This window comes from Ruegeria sp. BHSA123 (assembly GCF_059613425.1).
Genome location: NZ_JBXWSL010000014.1, coordinates 1 through 23,440, shown reverse-complemented (window position 1 = coordinate 23,440; position 23,440 = coordinate 1). Strand labels below are relative to the sequence as shown.

At 57.3% G+C, this 23,440-nt stretch carries 22 protein-coding genes and 1 pseudogene; 10 read left to right on the top strand and 13 right to left on the bottom strand.

The window, feature by feature from the left end; translation table 11 throughout:
- Window positions 1-47: 47 nt before the first annotated feature.
- Both AC2FNC_RS09890 and AC2FNC_RS09885 read left to right on the top strand, forming a co-directional pair.
- Window positions 48-1,340 carry an O-acetylhomoserine aminocarboxypropyltransferase/cysteine synthase family protein gene (locus tag AC2FNC_RS09890; RefSeq protein ID WP_480553261.1) on the top strand — a complete coding sequence of 431 codons (1,293 nt, stop codon included), beginning with the start codon at window positions 48-50 and terminating at the stop codon, window positions 1,338-1,340.
- Between the two features lie 2 nt (window positions 1,341-1,342).
- Window positions 1,343-2,053 carry a GNAT family N-acetyltransferase gene (locus tag AC2FNC_RS09885; RefSeq protein WP_480516680.1) on the top strand — a complete coding sequence of 237 codons (711 nt, stop codon included), beginning with the start codon at window positions 1,343-1,345 and terminating at the stop codon, window positions 2,051-2,053.
- Window positions 2,054-2,055: 2 nt separating this feature from the next.
- On the opposite strand, the gene AC2FNC_RS09880 is transcribed toward AC2FNC_RS09885, so the two are convergent.
- Complete coding sequence (locus tag AC2FNC_RS09880; protein WP_480516678.1) at window positions 2,056-2,760, bottom strand: SIMPL domain-containing protein; 705 nt, start codon at window positions 2,758-2,760, stop codon at window positions 2,056-2,058.
- A 155-nt stretch (window positions 2,761-2,915) separates the two neighbouring features.
- Between AC2FNC_RS09880 and AC2FNC_RS09875 the strand changes: the two genes are divergently transcribed.
- Entirely contained in the window at window positions 2,916-4,874 is a 1,959-nt protein-coding gene (locus AC2FNC_RS09875; protein ID WP_480516676.1) for a hypothetical protein, read from the top strand.
- An 87-nt stretch (window positions 4,875-4,961) separates the two neighbouring features.
- Here AC2FNC_RS09875 and hppD read toward each other — a convergent pair whose 3' ends face one another.
- Window positions 4,962-6,059, bottom strand: a complete 1,098-nt coding sequence (gene hppD, locus AC2FNC_RS09870) for a 4-hydroxyphenylpyruvate dioxygenase (protein WP_480476620.1) — start codon at window positions 6,057-6,059, stop codon at window positions 4,962-4,964.
- A 147-nt stretch (window positions 6,060-6,206) separates the two neighbouring features.
- On the opposite strand from hppD, the gene AC2FNC_RS09865 reads away from it, so the two are divergent.
- Complete coding sequence (locus tag AC2FNC_RS09865; protein ID WP_480553259.1) at window positions 6,207-6,662, top strand: Lrp/AsnC family transcriptional regulator; 456 nt, start codon at window positions 6,207-6,209, stop codon at window positions 6,660-6,662.
- Between the two features lie 19 nt (window positions 6,663-6,681).
- Window positions 6,682-8,562 carry a monovalent cation:proton antiporter-2 (CPA2) family protein gene (locus tag AC2FNC_RS09860; RefSeq protein WP_480493394.1) on the top strand — a complete coding sequence of 627 codons (1,881 nt, stop codon included), beginning with the start codon at window positions 6,682-6,684 and terminating at the stop codon, window positions 8,560-8,562.
- 30 nt (window positions 8,563-8,592) lie between these two features.
- Here the strand turns inward: AC2FNC_RS09860 and cobT are convergent, their stop codons facing one another.
- Window positions 8,593-9,603: a nicotinate-nucleotide--dimethylbenzimidazole phosphoribosyltransferase gene (cobT, locus tag AC2FNC_RS09855; protein WP_480516674.1), complete on the bottom strand. Its 1,011-nt coding sequence runs from the start codon at window positions 9,601-9,603 to the stop codon at window positions 8,593-8,595.
- A 30-nt stretch (window positions 9,604-9,633) separates the two neighbouring features.
- Here cobT and cobS point away from each other — a divergent pair, with 30 nt between their 5' ends.
- Window positions 9,634-10,446, top strand: coding sequence for an adenosylcobinamide-GDP ribazoletransferase (gene cobS / locus AC2FNC_RS09850; protein WP_480516672.1), 813 nt, complete (start codon window positions 9,634-9,636; stop codon window positions 10,444-10,446).
- Here cobS and AC2FNC_RS09845 read toward each other — a convergent pair.
- The 6 genes from AC2FNC_RS09845 to AC2FNC_RS09820 form a co-directional block, all read right to left on the bottom strand.
- A complete protein-coding gene (locus AC2FNC_RS09845; protein ID WP_480476612.1) occupies window positions 10,443-11,204 on the bottom strand; it encodes a potassium channel family protein in 762 nt (253 codons plus the stop codon). The two genes, cobS and AC2FNC_RS09845, sit on opposite strands and share 4 nt — an antisense overlap.
- Before the next feature lie 117 nt (window positions 11,205-11,321).
- Entirely contained in the window at window positions 11,322-11,831 is a 510-nt protein-coding gene (locus AC2FNC_RS09840; protein WP_050603638.1) for a CarD family transcriptional regulator, read from the bottom strand.
- A 280-nt stretch (window positions 11,832-12,111) separates the two neighbouring features.
- A complete protein-coding gene (gene fdxA / locus AC2FNC_RS09835) occupies window positions 12,112-12,450 on the bottom strand; it encodes a ferredoxin FdxA (RefSeq protein WP_170616129.1) in 339 nt (112 codons plus the stop codon).
- Window positions 12,451-12,516: 66 nt separating this feature from the next.
- On the bottom strand, window positions 12,517-12,882 hold the full coding sequence (locus AC2FNC_RS09830) for an RNA-binding S4 domain-containing protein (protein WP_209504209.1): 366 nt from the start codon (window positions 12,880-12,882) through the stop codon (window positions 12,517-12,519).
- 6 nt (window positions 12,883-12,888) lie between these two features.
- A complete protein-coding gene (locus AC2FNC_RS09825; RefSeq protein ID WP_496715188.1) occupies window positions 12,889-15,714 on the bottom strand; it encodes a helicase-related protein in 2,826 nt (941 codons plus the stop codon).
- A gap of 20 nt (window positions 15,715-15,734) precedes the next feature.
- Window positions 15,735-16,304, bottom strand: a complete 570-nt coding sequence (locus AC2FNC_RS09820) for a tetratricopeptide repeat protein (RefSeq protein WP_496715187.1) — start codon at window positions 16,302-16,304, stop codon at window positions 15,735-15,737.
- Between the two features lie 69 nt (window positions 16,305-16,373).
- On the opposite strand from AC2FNC_RS09820, the gene AC2FNC_RS09815 reads away from it, so the two are divergent.
- From AC2FNC_RS09815 to AC2FNC_RS09800, 4 genes are all read left to right on the top strand, one after another.
- Entirely contained in the window at window positions 16,374-16,664 is a 291-nt protein-coding gene (locus AC2FNC_RS09815; protein WP_480516666.1) for an SCP2 sterol-binding domain-containing protein, read from the top strand.
- The gene (locus tag AC2FNC_RS09810) at window positions 16,664-17,638 is read left to right on the top strand and encodes an alpha/beta hydrolase (protein ID WP_496715186.1); all 975 of its coding nucleotides are present in this window, start codon (window positions 16,664-16,666) and stop codon (window positions 17,636-17,638) included. Before AC2FNC_RS09815 ends, AC2FNC_RS09810 begins: the two co-directional genes overlap by 1 nt.
- A gap of 85 nt (window positions 17,639-17,723) precedes the next feature.
- Window positions 17,724-19,544 (top strand): M3 family oligoendopeptidase, encoded by a 1,821-nt coding sequence (locus AC2FNC_RS09805; protein ID WP_496715184.1) that lies wholly within the window; start codon window positions 17,724-17,726, stop codon window positions 19,542-19,544.
- A gap of 186 nt (window positions 19,545-19,730) precedes the next feature.
- Window positions 19,731-20,543 carry a class I SAM-dependent methyltransferase gene (locus AC2FNC_RS09800; RefSeq protein ID WP_496715183.1) on the top strand — a complete coding sequence of 271 codons (813 nt, stop codon included), beginning with the start codon at window positions 19,731-19,733 and terminating at the stop codon, window positions 20,541-20,543.
- Between the two features lie 43 nt (window positions 20,544-20,586).
- Here the strand turns inward: AC2FNC_RS09800 and AC2FNC_RS09795 are convergent, their stop codons facing one another.
- The 4 genes and pseudogenes from AC2FNC_RS09795 to AC2FNC_RS09780 all read right to left on the bottom strand — a co-directional run.
- A complete protein-coding gene (locus AC2FNC_RS09795; protein ID WP_496715182.1) occupies window positions 20,587-20,856 on the bottom strand; it encodes a DksA/TraR family C4-type zinc finger protein in 270 nt (89 codons plus the stop codon).
- A 57-nt stretch (window positions 20,857-20,913) separates the two neighbouring features.
- Window positions 20,914-21,888: a Gfo/Idh/MocA family protein gene (locus tag AC2FNC_RS09790; RefSeq protein ID WP_496715181.1), complete on the bottom strand. Its 975-nt coding sequence runs from the start codon at window positions 21,886-21,888 to the stop codon at window positions 20,914-20,916.
- 277 nt (window positions 21,889-22,165) lie between these two features.
- Window positions 22,166-23,062: an RNA polymerase sigma factor RpoH gene (gene rpoH, locus AC2FNC_RS09785; protein ID WP_480476596.1), complete on the bottom strand. Its 897-nt coding sequence runs from the start codon at window positions 23,060-23,062 to the stop codon at window positions 22,166-22,168.
- Between the two features lie 142 nt (window positions 23,063-23,204).
- Window positions 23,205-23,440 (bottom strand): annotated as a pseudogene (locus AC2FNC_RS09780) (RNA pseudouridine synthase); the annotation flags it as partial.

Here is a 23,440-nt window from a genome sequence, read left to right as displayed (position 1 = left end):
ATGGCCTACAGATTTCGCAAGACAAATTCCAACAGGAGATTTTCAAGATGTCTGACGGTCCCACCTACGGTTTCGACACGTTGCAAATTCACGCGGGCGCCCGCCCCGACCCGGCGACCGGAGCGCGCCAGACACCCATTTATCAGACCACGGCCTATGTGTTTCGCGATGCAGACCACGCAGCGGCCCTGTTCAACCTGCAAGAGGTGGGCTTTATCTATTCGCGCCTGACCAACCCAACTGTGGCTGTTCTTCAGGAGCGCGTGGCTACACTTGAGGGCGGTGTTGGCGCCGTTTGCTGTTCGTCCGGGCACGCGGCGCAGATCATGGCGCTGTTCCCGCTGATGGGTCCGGGTTGCAACGTGGTCGCCTCAACCCGTCTGTACGGCGGCACGGTCACCCAGTTCAGCCAGACAATCAAACGCTTTGGGTGGTCTGCCAAGTTTGTCGACACCGATGATCTGGACGCGGTGAAGGGCGCAATCGATGAAAATACCCGTGCGATTTTCTGCGAGTCCATCGCTAATCCCGGCGGCTATGTGACGGACATCCGTGCACTGGCAGATGTGGCCGATGCGGCGGGCATTCCGCTGATTGTCGACAACACCTCGGCAACACCATATCTGTGCCGCCCGATCGAACACGGAGCGACCCTGGTCGTGCATTCGACCACCAAGTACCTGACCGGCAACGGTACGGTCACTGGCGGTTGCATCGTGGATTCGGGCAAGTTCGACTGGTCGGCAAATGACAAGTTCCCCTCGCTCAGCCAACCCGAACCAGCCTATCATGGACTGAAGTTCCACGAAACGTTCGGACCTTTGGCCTTTACCTTCCACGGCATCGCCATCGGTCTGCGCGATCTGGGCATGACCATGAACCCGCAGGCGGCCCACTACACGCTGATGGGGATCGAAACCCTGTCGCTGCGGATGGAGCGTCATGTTGAAAACGCGCAAAAAATCGCGGCCTGGCTGGAAGCGGATGACCGGGTGGACTACGTCACCTATGCTGGATTGCTGTCATCGCCCTATCAGGATCGGGTCAAAGCTCAGTATCCACGCGGTGCCGGCGCCCTGTTCACATTCGCCGTGAAAGGTGGCTATGACGCCTGTATCAAACTGGTCAATGCGCTGGAGATTTTCAGCCACGTAGCCAATCTGGGCGACGCGCGTTCGCTGATCATTCATTCGGCTTCGACCACACATCGTCAGTTGACCCCGGAACAGCAGGAAGCCGCGGGCGCAGGTCCGGGCGTGGTGCGCGTATCCATCGGGATCGAGGACGTGAACGATCTGATTGCCGACCTTGATCAGGCTCTGGCCAAAGCAACCGCCTGACCATGACCCAGCACGATACAAACAACCTTGGCCAGCCCATCGGCTTACCGGTTTCGGGTAACTTTCCACGCCCGACACCACCCTATACGCCGATGGTGGGCCGGTATTGTTCTGTCGTGCCCCTTGATGTGAACAGGCACGCGCCCGGACTGTTCCGGGCGTTTGCCAAGGACACGGATGGCCACAACTGGACCTACCTGCCCTACGGCCCGTTTGACAGCGAACCTGAGTTCGAAGACTGGGCGCGCGCCAACTGCGTGGACGCGGACCCGATGTTCCATACCGTTCTGGACGGTGATGAGGTACCGTTGGGCATGGCTTCTTACCTCAGGATAGCTCCCGCCGCCGGAGCGATTGAGGTCGGGCATATCCACTTTTCACCCCTGCTTCAGCGCAAGCCGCAATCAACCGAAGCCATGTATCTGATGATGCGGCGCGTGTTCGATGAACTGGGTTACCGGCGATACGAGTGGAAATGCGACGCGCTGAATGGTCCGTCGCGCAGTGCGGCAGAGCGGCTTGGGTTCACCTTCGAAGGCGTGTTTCGCCAAGCAACCCACTACAAAGGGCGCAACCGCGACACGGCCTGGTATTCAATCATAGATACCGAATGGCCACGCATCCGTGATGCTTTCGAGGCCTGGTTGTCACCCGATAATTTCGACGCTTCGGGCCAACAACGAAAACCGCTGTTGGCCCGCGCGAAGGGTTGAATTCATTTGGAAATCTCGAACACCATCGAGACGCTGACAGACACCGAAACCTCACCACCTGCCACAGGTACACCCCCTGCGTCAGCCATGCTCATCATGCGCATCTCGGGCATCGGGCGCACGCCCCCCGTTTGTTCCGAAATCGTTTGCACCGCGCCAAGGGTTACACCCGCCGCCTGTGCCAGCTGCTCGGCCTTGGCCATAGCTTCGCCCACAGCTTGCGCGCGCGCTTGGGCCTCGATTGGTTTGGTATCCTGCACCCCAAAGCTCAAGCCCCCGAAATCGTTGGCGCCATCCTGAATGACCGCATCCATGATACTTCCTAGTTTGGACAGATCACGCACACGCACAAACACGCGGTTCGAGGCAGCGAATCCCGAGATTTCCGGTGTTTCTCCATTCTGCCCGTGCCGCCCGGACCAAACAGGGGAAAGCGACAGATCGCGGGTCTGGATATCGCGGTCTTCAATCCCCATCCCGGTCAGGCGCGCAAGCATCTTCGCAACTGAGTCCGAGGTGGCCTGCATCGCCGCCGAAGCCTCGGCGTTTTCATTTGTCACACCCAATGTGATCGTCGCCATATCGGGGGCAACCACTATGGTTCCAGTTGCGTCAACTGTGATGCGACGTTCTTCCGCATGGGCAAGTCCAGCGGTCGTTGCGGCCATCATCGCGGCCAGAAAAGCGAATGTCTTCAATGTTATCACTCCGATTTGCTTGGGTTAAAGATGGGTCGGCGATGCATTGCCATACAAGAGGAGAGTTTGCCTTTTTCTTTCCCTCGGCAAGTTCCTGCTTTAATGTCGGTCTGCGAACGCCAAGGTGTTTGCATTGACGTTGATAATTATGGTTCCTGCGGATTATGAAACCTGCCTTTGCGCTGTCTTTTTCTGCGACCGGAATATCATTGCATCATCACTCGGATGACGAATGGTTCGTTATCGGCTCGATTCCCTTGGATTCGCCGGACCTGTCTGGTCAGATGCAGGTTTTGCGGGAAAACGCTTTTGCGTTGGAAAACGACCTGAGCTGCAAGCTTGTTTTGCCTTCCGAACAGGTTCGATACCTTCAGGTTGCAACCGATGGCTTACCCCCCCAAGACACAGTGGAACGCATTGAGAGCGCACTTGCTGACGCAACGCCTTACGTTTTGTCCGAACTTAGCTACGACTATCAAACCGAAGGCGGCACCACCTATGTTGCGGCTGTTGCGCAAGAAACGCTGAGCGAGGCTCGGGCCTTTGCCTCGGACCATGGTTTCGTGCCGGTTTTATTTTGCGCCGAAGAAGACGCAGACGCATTCCCCCGAGAAGCATTGTTCGCAGAGCGTTCGGGCGCATCGGAAACCCGACCAGCAGAGCCACCGCTGTCGGCAAAAAACACAGACCAGCCCGAACCGGCAAAATCCGCCGGGAAACCAGCGCATCCCATTGCAGGCACAGCCGCACCAAACGTGTTTCTGACCCCCGAAACACCTGACAATAAGTTTGCGAATACGAAAGCGCAGGCACCGCGCATTGCGATCCCGGCATTTGCCGCGGCGGTTCTTCTTGGCGGCGCTTTCGGCGTTTGGCTGGCCTTGGACAGCGGTGGAGAAACAGATCAGACCGCACTGAGTCCAACTTCTACCGAGATAGGTGTTTCCGAGCCGGATATCGACGCCCTGCCACTGATAGTGCCCGAAGTTGCGGCAATCACCCCCCCTGAAAACTTGCCGCCTGAGGCTCCACTGGACAGGGATGTGCCCCCCACGCCAGAACCTGCCGAAGCCGAGGCCGAAGCCGTAGAACAACCAGAGCTCACCCCTACCGACGCGGCAATCCTTGAGGCGCTCAAGGTGGCCCCTACCCCGGTAGACCCCATCGCTCAGGACCCCGAGGCAGATGAGGATATCAGCGCTGCCTCCGGTGTGAATGTAACGCCTCCGGCCGCTTTGGACGTGCCAGAAGCCCCGGAACCGGACGATTTGTATCTGACATCGATCGACAAATCCGACCTGTCCAGCGATGCGGTTGCCCTGCCCCCGGCTTCCAGTTTCGATACCGACGAACCCTTCGTTCGGGACGTGCAACATGGCATAGCAGGAGCGCGGTTCAATCTGGATGATCGCGGGCTTGTGGCACCTACACCGGAAGGAACGCTGAACCCGGATGGGATTGTCGTTTATCAAGGCCGACCGTCAAAGGTTCCGCCAGCAACGCCAGTGCGTTTCGAAGATGAACCCGTACTTGACGAGGTCGACGAAAGGTTGGCCGGTCTACGACCCAAACCTCGCCCTTCAGATCTGGTCGAGAGTTTCGAACGCGGGCAGTTGGGGGGGCGGTCGCTGGCAGAGCTTTCGGCCAAGCGCCCAAAAGCACGCCCGGACAGTCTGCAAGCGCGCACAGAAATCGACGAGACGCCAACCGCGTTGGCCGTTGTCCGTGTCCCGCGCCCCAGGGTGCGCCCGGCGGGTCTGGACACTGCAAAGGCACCCGCTTCTGGTAACTCCAATCTTGGATCAACGGCCGCGCTGGACCAGAGCTCTGACGAATCCGGATCGTTTCAGGCGAAATCTGTCGCCCCCAAGATTCCCACAACTGCGTCTGTTGCCCGGCAGGCCACGCTCGATAACGCGATCAATTTGCGTCGCCTGAATCTGATCGGTGTTTACGGCACACCCGCCAACCGGCGCGCCTTGGTCCGGCTTCCCAGTGGACGTTACAAGAAACTGAAAGTTGGGGACAGTATTGACGGCGGCAAGGTCATTGCCATCAGCGACAGCGAGCTGCGTTATCAGAAGAAGGGTCAAAACGTGACGCTGGCGATGCCGCGTGGCTGATATCGGCACTCAAGGCCTTGACCCATTAACTGTAAATAGGTGCGTCGGAGGCAGCAGAACCGCCTCCGACATGTTGGTTTACTTTGATCAAGCAGCCGAAATCTCGCCGCTTTCGATCTGTTCGCGCTCGATGGATTCAAACAGCGCCTGGAAGTTCCCTTCACCGAAACCATCGTCACCCTTGCGTTGAATGAACTCGAAGAAGATCGGGCCAATCACCGTTTTCGAGAATATCTGCAACAGAATGCGCGTCTCGCCTCCGTCAACGACGCCTTCGCCGTCGATCAGGATGCCGTGTTTCATCATCCGGTCCAGCGGCTCTTCATGGCCGACCACGCGGGTCCTGGACTTCTCGTAATAAGCTTCGTTTGGACCCGGCATGAACTTCAGCCCGTTTTCAGCAATAGCATCGGTCGAAGCGTAGATGTCGTCGCTGCCAACAGCGATATGCTGAATGCCTTCGCCTTTGTATTTCTTCAGGTAAGACACGATCTGCCCGGTCTCGCCGCGGTCCTCGTTGATCGGAATACGGATACGGCCGCAGGGAGACGTCAGCGCTCGGCTGTAAAGGCCGGTAAACTTCCCCTGAATGTCAAAGAAACGGATTTCACGGAAGTTGAACAGGTCGCCATAGAACTTGAACCACTTGTCCATGTTGCCCTTGTAGACGTTGTGCGTCAGGTGATCGAGATAGAAGAACCCCTCGCCCCGAGGTTTTGATTCCTTGATCCAATTGAATTCCTGATTATAGGGCGATGTGTCGTAGTACTGATCAATGAAATAAATCAGCGACCCGCCAATACCCTTGATCGCAGGCACATTCATTGTTCTGTCATCGTGGTCGTAAGGTTCCGCACCTTTTGACAGGGCATGCTCATACGCTTTTTGCGCGTCCACCACCCGCCAGCCCATCGATGGCGCGCAGGGCCCATGTTCGGCCACGAACTTAGCCGCGAAACTGTCCGGGTCAGCATTCAGGATGTATGTGACATCCCCTTGTTGCCAAAGCTCGACAGCAGGTTTTTCCTTGTGGCGGGCCACCAGATCAAACCCCATCTTTGCGAACAGATCACGCAGCTCCTGCGGTTCTGGATGGGCGAATTCGACGAATTCAAACCCATCTGTACCGGCAGGGTTTTCTTCGCTGATCACGGATTTCGGGGCATTGTGCGGGAAAGGACCCATGGCGCGTCTCCTACGAAAACAGGAATTTCTTTGCTGATTCAAAAATACGACTTTTCTGGCGCTGTTTCTGCGCATTGTTTTCGTATAAACTGCAAGATGACGCGCAAAACGCGCATATAAATTAATAAAATCAGGATTTTTCCGCACATGCTGGATGCAACCGACAAGCGACTGCTTTCCGCGCTGCAAAAAGATGCACATCTGACGGCGCATCAACTGGGTGAAATGCTGAACTTGTCGTCCAGTCAAGCGGGACGCCGCCGACAGCGGCTTGAAGTCGAAGGGTACATCACCGGATACGCTGCCCGGCTGGACCCGCTGAAACTGGGCCTGCAGGTGCAGGGGTTTGTTCAGGTGCATCTGGGCACCCATGGCCCCGAGCAATCCGCAAGCTTTGCACGCATGGTCGACACCCGCCCCGAGATTACCAGCGCTTGGACGATGACAGGCGAGGCCGACTATCTGCTGCACATCTACTGTGACGACCTGTCCGCGCTCAACAGCTTGCTACATCAGGTGATCCTGCCGCATCCTGCCGTTGCACGAGTACAGAGCCAGATCGTAATGGATCAACTTAAACGCGACGCCCCCCTTCCCACCTGAAAAGGTTCCGAGGATACACATGGACGACTTTCTATACCAGGCTTCGATCTATCTGGCAGCGGCTGTCATTGCCGTTCCTCTGTCTGCCAGACTGGGGTTGGGATCTGTGCTGGGCTATCTTGCCGCCGGGATCATTATCGGACCCGTACTGGGACTTGTCGGAGCGGAAACCGAAAATCTTCAGCATGTGGCCGAATTTGGCGTGGTGATGATGCTGTTTCTCATTGGCCTGGAACTGGAGCCACGCGCCCTATGGGACATGCGCGACAAGCTATTGGGTCTGGGCGGATTGCAGGTGTTGCTGTCAACAATCGCGATTGCTGCCGTGGCCATGTACGCCAACCATCCATGGTCGGTCGCCCTGGCGGTGGGGTTGACCCTTTCGCTTTCATCGACCGCGATCGTTCTTCAAACCTTGTCAGAAAAAGGCCTGATGCAGACAAATGGCGGCCGTGCGACATTTTCGGTTCTGTTGACGCAGGACATTGCGGTGATCCCAATTCTGGCTTTGTTGCCACTGCTGGCCCTGCCCGCCATGCCGCGCTTCCAAGCCGATGGATCGATAGACAGGGGGGCCGGAGGTTCACATGGCGCGGGCGATCACAGCCTGTCACTGGTCGAGGGGTTGCCGGGCTGGGCCGTTACCCTGGTCACAATCGGCGCGGTGGTGTTTGTCATTCTGGCCGGTGTCTACCTGACAAGACCGTTGTTTCGCTTCATCCACGCAACCCGTCTGCGCGAGATGTACACCGCACTAGCACTGATGATCGTCGTGGGGATTTCGTTTCTGATGACACTGGTCGGCCTGTCACCTGCCTTGGGCGCGTTCCTGGCAGGTGTTGTTTTGGCCAGTTCTGAATTTAGACATGAAATGGAAAGTGACCTTGAACCGTTCAAAGGGTTGTTTCTGGGGCTGTTTTTCATCACGGTCGGGGCCGGAATAGACTTTGGTTATTTCTTCAACGACCCGCTGGACCTGATTGGACTGGCGCTGCTTGTGATACTTGCCAAGGGGATCATCCTTTATCTAGTGGGCAAGGCTTTCAAACTGCGGGGGCGTGATCACTGGTTGTTCACCCTTGGGTTAGCGCAGGCTGGTGAGTTCGGATTTGTCCTGCTGGCATTTTCGACGAAACAGAATGTTATTCCGCCCAACCTGTCGCAAAAGCTGCTGATGATCGTTGCTCTGACGATGTTGATCACACCTCTTCTTTTCATTGTCTACGACGCCTTGTCAAAGAAGATTGGCGATTCAGCGACCACCCCCGAACCGGACGTGATCGACGAAAAGGGCCCGGTCATCATCGCCGGCATTGGTCGCTTTGGTCAGATCGTCAACCGGCTGGTACGGGCCAGCGGTTTCAAGACAGTCGTTTTGGACCACAATATTGAAACCATTCAGCTGATGCGCCGATTTGGTGTCAAAGGCTTTCTGGGTGATCCCACTCGGCCGGAACTGTTGCGCGCGGCGGGATTGGACAAAGCATCCGTTCTTGTCGCCGTTATGGATGATCACAAGCAAGTCACGCGACTGGTCAGCTATGCCAGACGGCAGCGCCCTGACCTGCACATCATCGCCCGCGCCCGCGACCGGACCCATGTGTACGAGTTGTATCAGGCGGGTGCCAATGACATCGTGCGGGAAATGTTCGACAGCTCGCTGCGTGCAGGTCGCTATGTTCTGGAGAATATCGGGCTGAGTGAGTACGAAGCAGCCCAGGCCGAGCAGACGTTTTACCACCACGACCGGAAGTCATTGCGTGATCTGGCCGAGCTTTGGGTTCCCGGACTGCCAACCGCCGAAAACAAAAAATACATTGAGCGTTCGCAGGCGCTGGAAAAGGATCTGGAAACCGCGCTGCTGGAACTGGCCGAAGAGCACGCGAAAAAATCGGCCTGACCCAAGCCTTTGCCCGGGCCAGGTACGGGTTTAGCTGTCAGATACCCCAGCTTCGGCAAAGGTTGCCATGCCGGAATGACAGGCAACGGCACTTTTCAGAATGTTGATCGCCAATGCCCCGCCGGACCCTTCGCCCAACCGCAGGCCAAGGCTCAGCAACGGCTCTTTACCCAATTTCGCCAGCACGGCGCCATGGGCCGCTTCGGCGCTTTGGTGACCTGCCACAGCATGATCCAGCGCGCCATCGGACAGCTTCCACAAACAGGCGGCGGCGGCCGAACAAATGAACCCGTCCAGGATCACCGGGATGCGCAACACCCGCGCAGCAGCAATTGCACCCGCCATTGCGACTATCTCGCGTCCACCCAGACAGCGCAGGATGTCCAGACCATCATCTGACGCGTGTTTGGCGACACCCTCGGCCACGACACGGGTTTTGTTGACCAGACCTGCGTCATCCACACCAGTTCCGCGACCTGTCCAATCGGACGCGTCGCCACCAAACAGAGCACAGGCAATAGCCGCAGCCGGGGTGGTGTTGCCAATACCCATTTCGCCGACCACCAAAAGATCAGATTGCGGATCAACGGCCTGCCAGCCAGTGCGCAACGCGGCTAGCAATTCATCCTCTGTCATGGCTGGGGCTTGGGTGAAATCCGCGGTCGGCTTGTCCAGATCCAGCGCGTGTACATCCATCTTCGCGCCTGCGGCCCTGGCCAACTGATTTATCGCCGCCCCGCCATGTTCGAAATTCATCACCATCTGCACGGTCACTTCCGGTGGAAAGGCCGAAACACCCTGCGCGGTAACACCGTGATTTCCGGCAAACACGATAACCTGAGGCGCACTGATCTGTGGACGGGCGTCCCCCCGCCATCCTGCATACCAGACTGCAAGATCCTCAAGCCGACCAAGCGCGCCGGGGGGTTTGGTCAATTGTCCATTTCGCTCGGCCGCGCCCTGCACCGCTGCGGCATCTGGGCCCGGAGCTCCCGCCAGGACAGCACGGAACGTGTTCAAATCATTCAGTTCAGGCAGCATGAAAGCCTCATTGCATCAGAGTGGTCCTGCGTGTTTAACCGAAGGATCGAAACCAACAAGACCCCGAAAGGCACGGGCGTGCATAAAAACGACACCAAACCGTTTTCCCTGTGGGATGTTCCGCTGGCCCTGGTGCTGTTGACCCGCCTGCCCCTGCCCCGTTTGCCCAAAGCCGTTTTTGCCCGGCAGGCACAATCGGTATGGGCGTTTCCACTGGTTGGGCTGGTCGTTGGCGGGTTGGCATGCCTGACCGGTTGGCTGGCGATGGGGCTTCAACTGCCCCCGTTTGTGGCGGCTTCATTACTGGTTTCAGCGCTGATCCTGATGACCGGGGCAATGCACGAAGATGGTCTGGCCGATACGTTCGACGGGCTTTGGGGCGGTTTCACCGCTGAACGGCGGCTGGAGATCATGAAGGACAGCCAGATTGGAACTTACGGCGTGCTCGCTTTGGTGATGTCGCAGCTTTTACGAGTATCCGCGATTTCTACCATACTTGTCACTGGTCCGATCTGGATGGTGGTTGCGGCTTGTGTATTTTCCCGCGCATTGATGCCAGCACTGATGGTACTTCTTCCAAACGCCAGAACGTCGGGCCTGAGCCATTCGGTTGGTACCCCCGGCGCAGGAACAGCCTGTATCGCTGTGGGCATCGCGATTTTGGTCGCTTTCAGCTTGTGCGGAAGTCTGGCGCTTAACGCGATAGTCTTCGCGACTTTGGTCGTTGCCGTTTTGGGGCTCGTCGCAAAAACCAAGATCGGCGGTCAAACCGGAGATATTCTGGGAGCGTCGCAGCAATTGGCGGAAATCACGTTTCTGCTTACACTCAGCGCCCAGACCTAAGGCGACCCCCCTGTTTCAATTCGCAACGTATCGCCGCAATGTTTGCAATGCACGGCGTCTGGGTCGTGCCGGTACAGCCCGCAGCTGGGGCATTTGTGACGGACCTTCTGTGGCGCGAAAATTGCTTGCGCCAGCCGGACGAACAGTGCCACGCCAACGACCATAATGAAGACAGAAAACAGCTTGCCACCCGGTGTGACCAAAGTGATGTCGCCAAACCCGGTCGTCGTGAGCGTCGCCATGGTAAAATACAGCGCATCTACGTAGGGCGTTTGCGCGTCTTCTGGTATAAAAAACACCAAAACGGCCGTCGAGGTGGCAAAGACAAAGACCAGCAGGTTGATCGCTGCGATAACAGCGTCCTCGTGCGTGCGGAAAAAACGGCTGTCGCGCCGCAAATCCCAGAGCAGGTGATATGAATGGATCAGACGCAGGGCGCGTAATATCCGCAGGAAAGCCAGGTTGCCTGTCAAAAACGGATCAAGCACCAGAGAGAGGACGACTACGATATCCGCCACCGTGTAAATCTGGCGCAACAGCTTCCAGCGGTCTTTTGAAATCCAGAGCCGCGCAGAGAAATCCAGAAAAATCAGCACGCCGACCAGTTGGCTTGCAACGGTCAAACCTGGCCCATGCGGGATGTGGGCCGTCGCGACAAAGAAAATGATTGTCGCAACATCGAACAGGATCAGCGCATACCTAAACCAAACCGAAACAGGGTCGTGTCCGATATACAGGTATTTCACAGTCTGCTTCATGTCTGTCCGGTAATCCGCTGCATACACAGTGAAATTAGCGCCATATGAACAAATCACCAAGCCACGAAAAAGGCCGCCCCAAATTCGGAGCGGCCCGTTTTGTCAAAGTACCTTCGATCAGGCAGCGCGTGAGGTCAGAACTTCGTCCACCTGCTTGGCGGCAGACACCTCGCCAGCGCCTGAAACAGCCGCGACCTCACGGGTCAGACGTTCCAAAGCGGCTTCGTACAGCTGACGCTCGGAATAGCTCTGCTCGCGTTGATCATCGGTGCGGTGCAGGTCACGGACAACTTCGGCGATCGAGATCAGATCGCCCGAGTTGATCTTCTGTTCATATTCCTGCGCGCGACGGGACCACATGGCGCGCTTAACCTTGGCTTTGCCCTTCAGCGTTTTCATCGCCTGGCTGATCACATCGGGCGAGCTGAGCGACCGCAGACCGGATTCGGTCGCCTTGTTAGTCGGCACGCGCAACGTCATCTTGTCTTTCTCAAATGAGATGACGAACAGCTCGAGCGTGAATCCCGCGACATCCTGTTCCTCTATCGAAATAATCTGACCCACGCCATGGGCGGGGTAGACAACATAGTCGTTCGGGCGGAACTCGAGCTTTTTCGACTTTGTCATTCAGTTTTTTCCTTGCTTGCGGACGGGACACGGACAACAAAAACACCACATGCGGGGACTGTCTCAGCCCCGTCAGGCGGCGATATTGTCACAAATTCAATACTCCAAAGTGAGCATACTTACGGAGCGCATCCCAATCTCGGTCATCATGTGGGGTGGAGTATATCACAAAATTACGACGCCCGAAAGTTTACCTTACGGGAATTTTTCATATTTAACCTGCGTTCAACAGGTTGTGCCGTGATCTTTATGTCAAAACAGGCCGTGTGGAACGAATCACTCAGCCGCCTTCTCCGGGCGCTTCCGAGAAATACTTCTCCATTTTACCCTCTTCACCGTCACGCTCCTCTGCGTCGGGCAGCGGGTCTTTCTTGGTGACGATCACCGGCCATTGTTCGGAATACTTGCGATTGAACTCGACCCACTCCTCCATACCCGGCTCGGTATCGGGGCGGATTGCATCGGCGGGGCACTCGGGCTCGCACACTCCGCAGTCAATGCATTCGTCAGGATGAATGACCAGCGTGTTTTCACCTTCGTAGAAACAGTCCACCGGACACACTTCGACACAGTCGGTGTATTTGCAGGCGATACAGTTTTCGGTGACTACATAGGTCATGGTCGGATTCCTGTTTGCGGTTTGAGCGACTAGCTAATTCAGTCTGGCCCGCTCTTCAAGACAGGATCAGTGATCTTCCGGGCGAGAAAGATCAATAGCGCGTCGATCTTTCTTGGTTGGCCGACCTTTTCCCTCGAAACCTGGATTTACAAGAGGCGCTTCCTGCTTTTCGGTCATATCAAAGTACAGAGTTTGCGCCTCGGGCGCCGGACCGCGGCGTTCCCCCAGTTTTTCCACACGTATGACGCGGACGATGCGACCCTGCGAGAAGGTCAGAACGTCACCGGGGGCCACGGCCTGCGCCGGTTTCAGCACCCGGTTTCCATTCAGCCGGACATGGCCGCCACTGACCTGTTTGGCGGCAAGGCTGCGGGTCTTGAAGAACCGCGCCTGCCACAACCATTTATCGATCCGCAGTTTGGCCTCGGCCATCTTGCGTCAATTACCGTCCTTCAGACCCATAAGCGCTGCGGCGAACGGGTTGTCGGGATCAATGGCCTTTTCTTTTTTCGGTGGCCGTGACGAGAAGGTCTTGGCCCCTTGCGGCTTTCCGCCCTTCTTGCCGTGCGGTTTGCCACGGCCCTCCTGCGGTTTGCCCCGCGGTTTCCCCTTGCCCTGCCCCGGCTCGCGGCGCGGACCACGGTTCGGCTGACGCTGACGACCCCAGGTGAAGGTGTAAAACACTTCGACCTCGGGTTCATCCGACGCAGGTTCCGCGACCTGACCTTCTGCGACAGCCTCGGCTGCCGTCTCGGTGCTTTCGGTGGCCTCGGCTGCCTCCTCTGCGGGCGCGGCGACCTCTTCTGATGCCGCGTCAGGTGCTGGCGTCTCGTCGATAACGGCTTGTTCAGCCGCCTCTGTCACAGGCTGCTCAACCGGTTCCGGTTTGACCTTGCCACGCTCGCCGCGTTCGGCTTTGTAACCCAGCCCTTGCATCAGGTCAGCAAACTGTTCAAGCGTCATACCAGTGATCGACAGCATATCCGGCTTGGCTTCGAACCCGCCACGGCTGTCTTCCGCACGAAGCATATCGGCCAGACGTTCCAGCATGTCGATACGGATCGATCGGTCGCCCGCATCGCGGTAGCCGCACATGGTGTCGTAACCCTGCGGTGCATCCTTGGCGACCGGCACAGTCACCAACCCCGGAGGCGGTGCTTCGGGGAATTCCTGCAAACCGCCATACAGCGCCCACAGCACCAGACGCAGACGCGTCGGTGCGGGCTTCAGCAAGAGCGGCATGAAGATGGTGAACTGGCCAAACCGGATACCATGCTTGCGTAATGCGCCACGTGCGTCCTGATCCAGATCCTTGACCTCTTGCGCGACGCCGGCGCGCGGCAGTACGCCCAGCGCCTCGACCATGCGGAAGGCAAACCCTTTCGCCAGCCCGTTGAGCTCCTCGTCGCGCGACAGATTCAGCAGCGGCTCGAACAGCGCAGCGATCTTGCGGTCGATGAAATGCTGCAACCGGCGCCGCACCTTCTGTTCGACATCCGGACCGGCGGCCTCGTCCACAAAAACCTCGACCACAGGCTTGAGAGGTTCGGACCCGGCAACCAGTTTGCCAACGGCATACTCGCCCCACATCAGGCCGCCCTGATCGGTGAAATCAATTTCGGTATCGGGCGCATTGTAGAAGCGATCGGCACGCAGATGGAATTGCGGCGCGAGTGCTTGCAGGGATGCCGATTTGAGCGCTTTCGCCTCGGTTCCTTGCGCGCTTTTGTCCGGACTAAACCGGAACCCTTCCAGACGACCGACGAATTCTCCTTCGACGGTCACTTCACCCTTGTCATTTACTTCGGCCAAAAGGGCCTCCTTCTGTTTGAGCCGCCGCAACAAAACCGATGTACGCCGGTCCACAAATCTTTGAGTCAGACGCTCATGAAGTGCGTCAGACAGTCTGTCTTCTACAGTGCGCGTTTCGTCACGCCAATGTGATTCGTCACGCACCCAACCGTTTCGTTGCGCAACATATGTCCAGGTGCGAATATATGCCAACCTTTTGGATAACGCATCGATATCCCCATGGGTTTGGTCAATCCGCCGTATCTGCCGGGCCATGAAATCATCGGGAATACTGCCGCGTTCGTGCAGGTGGCCATAGATCACTTCCAACAGGCTTGCGTGCTCTGCATGGCTGATGCCGCGAAAATCAGGGATTCTGCACACATCCCACAGCAATCGAATGGATGGACCGTCACTTGCGCGGGCGACAATCTCGGCCTGTTGTGACAGCGATTTCAACACATTCAGGTCATCAGCAGGGCGGGCTTTGATCAGGTGCTCGTCATTTGGACTGACTTCAAGCGAGTTGATCAGTGCGTCAATCGAACCAAACCGGAGAGCGGCATTCCGCCAGTTCAGCTTTTTCATCGGCGTGAACCGGCTGTCCATGATCGCCTGCGCGACACCTTCGCCCAGCGGCGGTGCCTCTCCGGTCACGCCAAAGGTGCCGTCCGACATCCCGCGCCCGGCCCGACCGGCGATCTGGGCCAGCTCATTTGGGGCCAGCGGACGCATCCGCCGCCCGTCGAATTTGGTCAGGGATGAAAAGGCAACGTGGTTAACATCCAGGTTCAGGCCCATGCCGATAGCATCTGTGGCGACCAGGTAATCAACCTCACCATTTTGATAAAGCTCCACCTGAGCATTCCGCGTCCGCGGGCTGAGGGCACCCATGACCACCGCCGCGCCACCTTTCAGGCGGCGCAGAAGCTCCGCGATGGCATACACATTTTCGACCGAAAATCCGACAATAGCGCTGCGGGGCGGCATCCGGCTGAGTTTCTTCGAACCGGAATAGACCAGCTGCGACATCCGTTCGCGCCGGACAAACTGCGCCTCGGGCACCAGCGCGGCAATCGGGCCACGCATGGTGTCAGAGCCAAGAAAAAGTGTCTCGTTTGTTCCGCGCGACCGAAGCAGGCGATCTGTAAAGACATGGCCGCGCTCGGGGTCGGCACACAGCTGGATTTCATCAATCGCCACGAAATCCGCACCCACACCTTCGGGCATCGCCTCGACAGTGCAGACCCAATACTGGGTCCGGGGGGGCACGATCCGCTCTTCACCGGTGACAAGCGCAACAATCGACGGCCCGCGGATGGCGACGATCTTATCGTAGACCTCGCGCGCAAGCAGACGCAGCGGCAGACCGATGATACCTGTGCGGTATCCCAGCATCCGTTCGATTGCGTAATGGGTTTTACCTGTGTTCGTAGGGCCCAGAACGGCCACTATTCGGGATGACCCGCTCACCTTTGCCCCCTGCCCGGACCTTACAGCGCTGCGCCGTCGATCTGCGGCTTCAGTCGATTCACCGCATTGGTTACTTCTTCGTGGTGGGGATGTATAGCCAATGCCCGTGAATAGGCGTCGTAGGCTTTGTCAGGTTGTCCGATAATCTCAAAGATCAGGCCCAGACCATAGATTGCCTCGTAATTGTTGGGGTTCAGGGTCAGGGCATGCTCCAGATCGGCAGCGGCCATGCCAAACCGTTCGATTCCGAAAAAGGCCGAAGCGCGCAGATGCCAGCCTTCAGCGAATTCGGGCGCATGATCCGTCAGGGCGGTCAGGTGTTCCAATGCCGCACCTACGTCGCCGTCATCCAGCGCTTCACGGCCACGCTCTAGCAGCAGATCAGCCGATGCTGAACCGGACTGCGCCCACAGGGCTTGCAACTGCCGATCCAAAGCGATGGCCTGATCTGGCGTCGATTGGGCAAGTTGTTGCAGCAATTCACCCTCGTTCCGCGAATCCGCCTGTTGCGCGAGGCAAGTGGAGGAAATCGTGACTAGGACAAAAAGTGCCGCGACGATACCTTTGAGATTGTGGATTGCAATGCTCATAACAATAATCAGTGTAGCGTTGCGACCGGGGATGTCCATTCACGGCGCACTAACAATATGAGGAAAAACATGAGCGAGATACTTGAAAAGGCAGCTGCCGCGCTGAATGAAAAACTGGAAGGCGGCGCGTTTGATGCCTCGGCCAAGTTTGATATCGCCGATCTGGGTGCCATTGTCCTGGATTCCAACGGCGCGCGGGTCAGCGACGATGACGCTGATGTCACCCTAAGCGCTGATGCCGACACGTTCGAACAAATCCTCAGCGGTGAATTGAACCCGACAGGTGCGTTCATGTCCGGCAAGCTGAGCATTGATGGCGACATGGGTGTTGCCATGAAACTTGCATCGGTACTGGCCTGATGGAGTTCTCGCCGGCCCCTTTGTTTGAAGACGTGGCCGGCGGCCCCGCCGGTGGAAAGGCCCACTGGTTGATAACGTCGGATCAAAAACGCATTCGCGTTGCTCACTGGCTTCCGGACGGAAAGGTACATGGCACTGTCATGATGTTTCCTGGACGCACGGAATACATTGAGAAATACGGCACTACTGCCAGCGAATTCGTAGAGCGTGGGTTCGCCATGCTGGCCGTCGACTGGCGCGGTCAGGGTCTTGCAGATCGATTGCTGGACGATGCTCGGGTCGGACATGTCGATCAGTTCACCGATTACCAGCAGGACGTTCAGGTCACTCTGAAACTTGCAAGCGCGCTGGATCTGCCAAAACCATGGTACGTGGTCGGGCATTCGATGGGCGGTGCAATCGGGTTGCGTGCCGTCATCGAGAAAGGATGTTTTGCCGCTTGCGCGTTCACGGGCCCAATGTGGGGAATTTTCTTCACTCCGGTCATGAAACCCCTAAGCCGCGTTACGGCCTATTGGGGCACAGCGCTTGGCCTGGGCGAACGAACGCCCCCCACCACAACACTCAAAAGCTATGTCCTGTCGCAACCTTTCGAGGGAAACATGCTGACCCGCGACCCGGACATGTACCGGATGATGCAGGATCAGTTGAATGCACACCCAGAACTCGCGCTTGGTGCCCCTTCAAATCTGTGGCTGCGCGAGTCGCTGGATGAATGTGCTTGGTTAATGGAGCAGACCGCCCCTCAGACACCCTGCCTGACATTTCTGGGCAGCCATGAGCAAATCGTTGACCGCAAGGCAATTCGTGCGCGCATGGCCAATTGGCCCAACGGAACGCTGATCGAAATTCCGGATGGTGAACACGAGGTACTAATGGAAGCACCCGAGGTTCGGGGGCCGGTGCTGGACAAGATTGCGGCGCATTTTCTGGCCAATCAGGCCAATGGCGCACCCGAGCTGGTTTCCTCGTAAACCCTTTCACCTTTGGGATTGGCCGCTTGTGATCCGGGCGCGCCAGCCCTAGATGTTTGCAAAAGCAGTCTACTAAAGGTGATCCATGCGCGACCTTCCTTTCCCTGTCCGTGACGCGAACGCAATCGGTGGCTCCGGCAATCTGGGCAATCTTCCGGAATGGGATCTGAGCGATCTCTACACCTCGGAAAACGCACCCGAATTAGCGCGCGATCTGGATTGGCTGGAAGGCGAATGTGCCGCATTTGCTGCCGATTACGAAGGCAAGCTGGCCGATCTGGAGGCCGCAGACCTGCTGACCTGTGTGCATCGCAACGAAAAGATCAACGCCATCGCCGGGCGTGTCATGTCGTTTGCAGGTCTGCGCTATTACCAACTGACCACAGACGCAGAGCGCGCCAAATTCCTGTCGGATATGCAGGAAAAGATCACGATCTTCACCACTCCGCTTGTGTTCTTCACGCTCGAGATCAACCGGATCGAAGACGATGTTCTGAAAGCGCATTTTGCGGCCAACACGGATCTCGCCCGCTACGAACCTGTGTTCCGTCGCATCCGTGCAATGAAGCCCTACCAACTGTCTGACGAGCTGGAAAAGTTCCTTCATGATCTGGGGGTTGTCGGCGACGCGTGGGAACGTCTGTTCGACGAAACGATTGCCGGACTGGCATTTCATGTCGACGGTGAAGAACTGAACATCGAAGGCACCCTGAATCTGCTGACGGAACAGGACCGCGCGAAACGTGAGGCCGCGGCGCGTGAACTGGCATCGGTTTTTCAGGACAACATCAAAACCTTCGCCCGCGTTCACAACACGCAGGCCAAAGAGAAAGAAATCGTTGATCGCTGGCGCAAGATGCCGACCGCTCAGACCGGGCGTCACCTGTCGAACGACGTCGAACCCGAAGTGGTCGAGGCCCTGCGCGAGGCGGTCGTGGCCGCCTACCCCAAGCTGAGCCATCGCTATTATGAGCTGAAGCGCAAGTGGCTTGGACTGGACGTCATGCAGGTCTGGGACCGCAACGCGCCCCTGCCCATGGAAGACACGCGTATCGTGAATTGGGAAGAGGCCCAAAAGACGGTGATGAACGCGTATGATGCCTTTGATCCCCGCATGGGCGAAATCGCGGCGCCTTTCTTCTCAAAAGGATGGATCGACGCGGCGGTGAAACCGGGCAAAGCGCCGGGGGCCTTCGCCCATCCGACAGTTACGGATGTCCACCCCTATGTGATGCTCAACTATCTGGGCAAACCGCGCGATGTGATGACGCTTGCTCATGAACTGGGACACGGCGTCCATCAGGTGCTGGCCGCAGGCCAGGGCGAGATGTTGTCATCCACCCCGCTGACGCTGGCGGAAACTGCCTCTGTCTTTGGTGAGATGCTGACCTTCCGCAAGATGCTGGAACAGGCGGAAACCCCGGAACAGCGCAAGGTTCTGCTGGCTGGCAAGGTCGAAGATATGATCAACACGGTGGTCCGACAGATCGCCTTCTACGACTTTGAATGCAAGCTGCACGCTGCCCGACGTGAGGGCGAGCTGACCCCGGATGACATCAACGCCCTTTGGATGAGTGTACAGGCCGAAAGCCTTGGCCCCGCATTTGAATTCATGGACGGGTACGAGACCTTCTGGGCATACATCCCACACTTCGTTCACTCGCCCTTTTACGTCTATGCCTATGCCTTCGGCGACGGCCTCGTGAATGCGCTTTATTCTGTTTACGAAAGCGGCGCGGATGGGTTTGAGGACAAGTATTTCGACATGCTGCGCGCTGGTGGTTCGATGCACCACAAGGCACTGCTGGCCCCGTTCGGTCTGGACGCCAGCGACCCCAAGTTCTGGGACAAGGGCCTGTCGATGATCTCAGGCTTTATCGACGAGTTGGAGGCGATGGAGGGCTGAGACGCCCTCGACAGAAAGCGGCGACATCTGCCTTGCGGAAAAAACCTGCCATGCCCGGCAATGTCGCGCCCAAGGGGCTCCTGAATGCCCGCTACGCGGACAAAGCGGACAAAGTTAGGAGTTATTGTGGCGCTGTGCTACTAGTTGAGTGGGTGCACTTGGATGCCCGCAGCTGGGCAGGTTTTCATGATTGAAAAGACATCCGATTTCGCGGCGTCAACTGGTGCAGGCTACGAGTTGCAGATGGGTCGCTTTAGCAGGCTTCTAGCTCCTGGTTTTCTGGATTTTTCAGAAATTTCCGACAGCGGCCCGATACTCGATGCAGGTTGCGGCACCGGATCATTGACCGCGGAGATGCAGCGCAGAACCTCACGGGCACAAATCGTAGGGGTCGATATTTCCCCAGCCTACATCGCGCACGCCCAAAAAAGCATCTCGGACAGTCGCACGACATTCGGTGTCGCCGACCTGACAACACTTCCATTCCCGGACGCGCATTTCGGGCAGGCCTTTTCCCAGCTTGTGCTGGATTTCATCCCTGAGACCGATTTCGCATTCAAAGAGATTTTTCGAGTGCTCAAGCCCGGCGCTCAATTTTCTGCGGCTGTGTGGGACGCCAGAGGAGGTCTGGTATTCAATCGAATGTTTCTGGACACTGCTGCGGTGCTGGACGAAGGAGCTGAAGCACTCAGGAAAAAGAACTTCACGCGCCCACTCCGACAGCCAGGACAGCTAAAGCAAGTCGCCTTTTCGGCAGGCTTTACCGATGTTCGGGAGGGAGAAATCATGATCCGAACCGAATTCACTTCGTTCGACGATTACTGGGTTCCCTTTGATGGAGAGGATGGCCCAATTCCCGCCTATCTTTCAAAAAGGCCTGGCGATCTGAAGTCGAAAATCAAAGATGCTGTCCGGCTCGCATATCTTGACGGTGATGACGACGGACCGCGGTCATACGTGGCGGTGGCTTTGGCAATCTCGGCAGTACGAACAGCGTAGAACTTACATGTCTCCAATGGGCTCTTAGCAGCCGTACCTGAGATCACCTCAGCTGACTGTCCTTCGACCCCCGCCGGTTGATCCCGCCACGTGCCTTGAACGCGCCATCGCGTTCCTGCTGGCACTCAAGGCACAGCTTCACGCCCGGCAAAGCAACGCGGCGTTTTTCAGGGATCGGCTCTTCGCATTCGGCGCAATGAGTCAGGCTTTCACCTACAGGCCGCTTTTGCGCCTGCATCCGCGCCAGCTCATCCGAAATCGACGCTTCGATCTGTTCGTTTACTGCGCCGTCGCGCGCCCAGCCTCCGGCCATGGGTCATCTCCTGCTAAACGTACGCAAAAGGATAGCCGAGCCCGCGCAAAGGGCAAGTTACAGCGAAACTGCACCCGCGAACACACGATCAATCACCTCTTGCGTCCCCCGAGAAAACTCCAGCGGACAGGGATACTCTACCCCTTCCCTGACCGAGCGGCAGAAGGCCTCGACCTGAAGCTTGTAATGGTCCGCTCCGGGGAACCGGGTAACCAGTACCTCAAGCCCCGGGCGATGCAACTCGACCCGGGCTTCACCAAACACACGCGCATTAAACGGTGTTGTCAGGCGGATCAGGCCGTTTTCCCCGTGAAACACCATTTCTTGATGGGGATGCATCCGAATGGACACGTAGCTTGAGTAGGTAAAACCAGGGAACTGCGCGCGAATTTCGGTGAAGATGTCGATTTCATCCTGCCAACGGATGGCTGACTGTATCGCCACAGGTTCCTGCCCCGTAGCAAACCGGGCGCCGCCGATCACGTAAACACCGATGTCACGCAATCCGCCGCCGCCCGTTTCAGCACGGTTTCGAATATTCTGGGTATCTGCCCGATTGTCGAAGCTGAACGCCCCGGTTACATGCACCAGATTTCCGATTGCGCCATCCGCAATCAGTTTGCGTGCCAATTGCCATTGGGGGTGGTGCACGATCATATACGCCTCGGCAGCAAGCAGGCCGCTTTCGTCGCGCTTTTGGATCAATGCGTCAAACTCATCCGCCTTCATTGTCATCGGCTTTTCGCAGAGCACATGTTTGCCGGCATCCAGCGCTTTCAGGCTCCATTCCACATGAAGGTGGTTCGGCAGTGGAATGTAGACCGCGTCGATACCGGGGTCTGCCAACAGCGCATCATAGCTGTCGAACATGTTCAGGTCGGGACAGAAAGACAAAAAAGGTTCAGCCTTTACCGCATCCGACGTCGCCAGCGCAGCCAATCGCGCCCCGTTGGAGGCATGTATCGCCGGTGCCATGTATTCACGCGCGAATTTCGCGGCTCCCAACACGCCAAACTGAACCGGTTTTTGCATAACGCTCTCCATAGATGTTCGAACCCCAAAGGGTTCGTTCCCCTGCGAGGTCCGCAGGATCGACCTGTCACACCGTCATCGAAATGAAACGCGTCTTTGCCCTACCATAGCTTTGACCCTGCGGCCATTCTTTTGGCTTCACAGTCAGGATAGCGGCCTCAGACGATCAACTGGTAATGAGTCGTCAGGATGCGCCGGGCATGTGCGCGTAGAGGAGGTTTCTTCGCACAAATGCAAAAAACCAGCCCGCAGCTATTGCAGCAGGCTGGTATCGTGGTCAGCTGACACCCAGCATCCCTTTTTCACGCGCAAGATCCCGCATTTTCCTTTGCAGTTTCTCGAACGCGCGAACTTCGATCTGTCGAATCCGCTCGCGGCTGACATTATATTGGGCGCTGAGGTCCTCCAGCGTCACCGGCTGATCCAGCAACCTGCGCTGAGTCAGGATATCCTTTTCACGGTCGTTCAACACGTCAAGCGCCGCAGCCAGCAACTCGCGACGCGCTTCCAGCTCATCGCGCGCCTCATAATCTCCGGCCTGGTCGGCATCTTCATCCTCAAGCCAATCCTGCCATTGCATCGTGCCTTCGCCTTCGGACCCGACCGTGGCGTTCAGAGACGCGTCCCCGCCGGACATGCGGCGGTTCATGCTGATCACTTCCTCTTCGGTCACACCCAGATCATTGGCGATTTGCGCGACATTTTCCGGACGCAAGTCGCCCTCTTCCAGGGCGCCGATGCGCGCTTTGGCTTTGCGCAGGTTAAAGAACAGCTTTTTCTGCGCCGAGGTTGTGCCCAGTTTAACCAGCGACCACGACCGCAGGATATATTCCTGAATCGAGGCGCGAATCCACCACATGGCATATGTGGCCAGACGGAAGCCTTTTTCAGGGTCAAAACGTTTGACCGCCTGCATCAGGCCCACATTGGCTTCGGAAATCACTTCGGCTTGCGGCAAACCGTAGCCGCGATATCCCATGGCAATCTTGGCCGCCAGCCGCAGGTGCGATGTCACCATCTTATGCGCGGCTTCTGTGTCCTGCTCTTCGACCCAGCGCTTGGCCAGCATATATTCTTCTTCCGGCTCAAGCAGGGGAAACTTGCGAATCTCCTGCATATAGCGGTTCAGGCCGCCCTCGGGCGTCGGCGCGGGGAGATTTGCGTAATTTGCCATTATGATGTCCCTCCGACAAATGTTTAAGTCTTTAACATAGGATATGGGTAAAGAACCCATCCTGTTCAAGAGGTGCTGCTAACAGTCTGAAATTAATCTTTCATGAAGGAAAGATAAGAAACTCTTACTCACAGGACTTTGCTTATTGTGTCAGCGGCGCGCGAAGCGCGGCAATCAGGTTCTCCATGTCTTGCGGCAGTTCGGCCTCAAACCGCAGGTGTTCGCCCGTCACCGGGTGCTCGAACCCCAATACGGCGGCGTGAAGCGCCTGCCGGGGAAAGTCGTACACGCATTCGGCAGCGGCGGGCGTAAACGCCCTGGTGGCCAGTTTCCGCTTGCCACCATAGATCGGATCCCCGACAAGCCCATGCCCGGCAT

Excerpts from the sequence above, each read along its gene's own strand:
- AC2FNC_RS09890 (WP_480553261.1), top strand. The coding sequence starts at position 48 with ATGTCTGACGGTCCCACCTACGGTTTCGACACGTTGCAAATTCACGCG.
- AC2FNC_RS09885 (WP_480516680.1), top strand. The coding sequence starts at position 1,343 with ATGACCCAGCACGATACAAACAACCTTGGCCAGCCCATCGGCTTACCG.
- AC2FNC_RS09875 (WP_480516676.1), top strand. The coding sequence starts at position 2,916 with ATGAAACCTGCCTTTGCGCTGTCTTTTTCTGCGACCGGAATATCATTG.
- hppD (WP_480476620.1), bottom strand. The coding sequence starts at position 6,059 with ATGGGTCCTTTCCCGCACAATGCCCCGAAATCCGTGATCAGCGAAGAA.
- AC2FNC_RS09865 (WP_480553259.1), top strand. The coding sequence starts at position 6,207 with ATGCTGGATGCAACCGACAAGCGACTGCTTTCCGCGCTGCAAAAAGAT.
- AC2FNC_RS09860 (WP_480493394.1), top strand. The coding sequence starts at position 6,682 with ATGGACGACTTTCTATACCAGGCTTCGATCTATCTGGCAGCGGCTGTC.
- cobT (WP_480516674.1), bottom strand. The coding sequence starts at position 9,603 with ATGCTGCCTGAACTGAATGATTTGAACACGTTCCGTGCTGTCCTGGCG.
- AC2FNC_RS09845 (WP_480476612.1), bottom strand. The coding sequence starts at position 11,204 with ATGAAGCAGACTGTGAAATACCTGTATATCGGACACGACCCTGTTTCG.
- AC2FNC_RS09840 (WP_050603638.1), bottom strand. The coding sequence starts at position 11,831 with ATGACAAAGTCGAAAAAGCTCGAGTTCCGCCCGAACGACTATGTTGTC.
- fdxA (WP_170616129.1), bottom strand. The coding sequence starts at position 12,450 with ATGACCTATGTAGTCACCGAAAACTGTATCGCCTGCAAATACACCGAC.
- AC2FNC_RS09830 (WP_209504209.1), bottom strand. The coding sequence starts at position 12,882 with ATGGCCGAGGCCAAACTGCGGATCGATAAATGGTTGTGGCAGGCGCGG.
- AC2FNC_RS09820 (WP_496715187.1), bottom strand. The coding sequence starts at position 16,304 with ATGAGCATTGCAATCCACAATCTCAAAGGTATCGTCGCGGCACTTTTT.
- AC2FNC_RS09815 (WP_480516666.1), top strand. The coding sequence starts at position 16,374 with ATGAGCGAGATACTTGAAAAGGCAGCTGCCGCGCTGAATGAAAAACTG.
- AC2FNC_RS09810 (WP_496715186.1), top strand. The coding sequence starts at position 16,664 with ATGGAGTTCTCGCCGGCCCCTTTGTTTGAAGACGTGGCCGGCGGCCCC.
- AC2FNC_RS09805 (WP_496715184.1), top strand. The coding sequence starts at position 17,724 with ATGCGCGACCTTCCTTTCCCTGTCCGTGACGCGAACGCAATCGGTGGC.
- AC2FNC_RS09800 (WP_496715183.1), top strand. The coding sequence starts at position 19,731 with ATGATTGAAAAGACATCCGATTTCGCGGCGTCAACTGGTGCAGGCTAC.
- AC2FNC_RS09795 (WP_496715182.1), bottom strand. The coding sequence starts at position 20,856 with ATGGCCGGAGGCTGGGCGCGCGACGGCGCAGTAAACGAACAGATCGAA.
- AC2FNC_RS09790 (WP_496715181.1), bottom strand. The coding sequence starts at position 21,888 with ATGCAAAAACCGGTTCAGTTTGGCGTGTTGGGAGCCGCGAAATTCGCG.
- rpoH (WP_480476596.1), bottom strand. The coding sequence starts at position 23,062 with ATGGCAAATTACGCAAATCTCCCCGCGCCGACGCCCGAGGGCGGCCTG.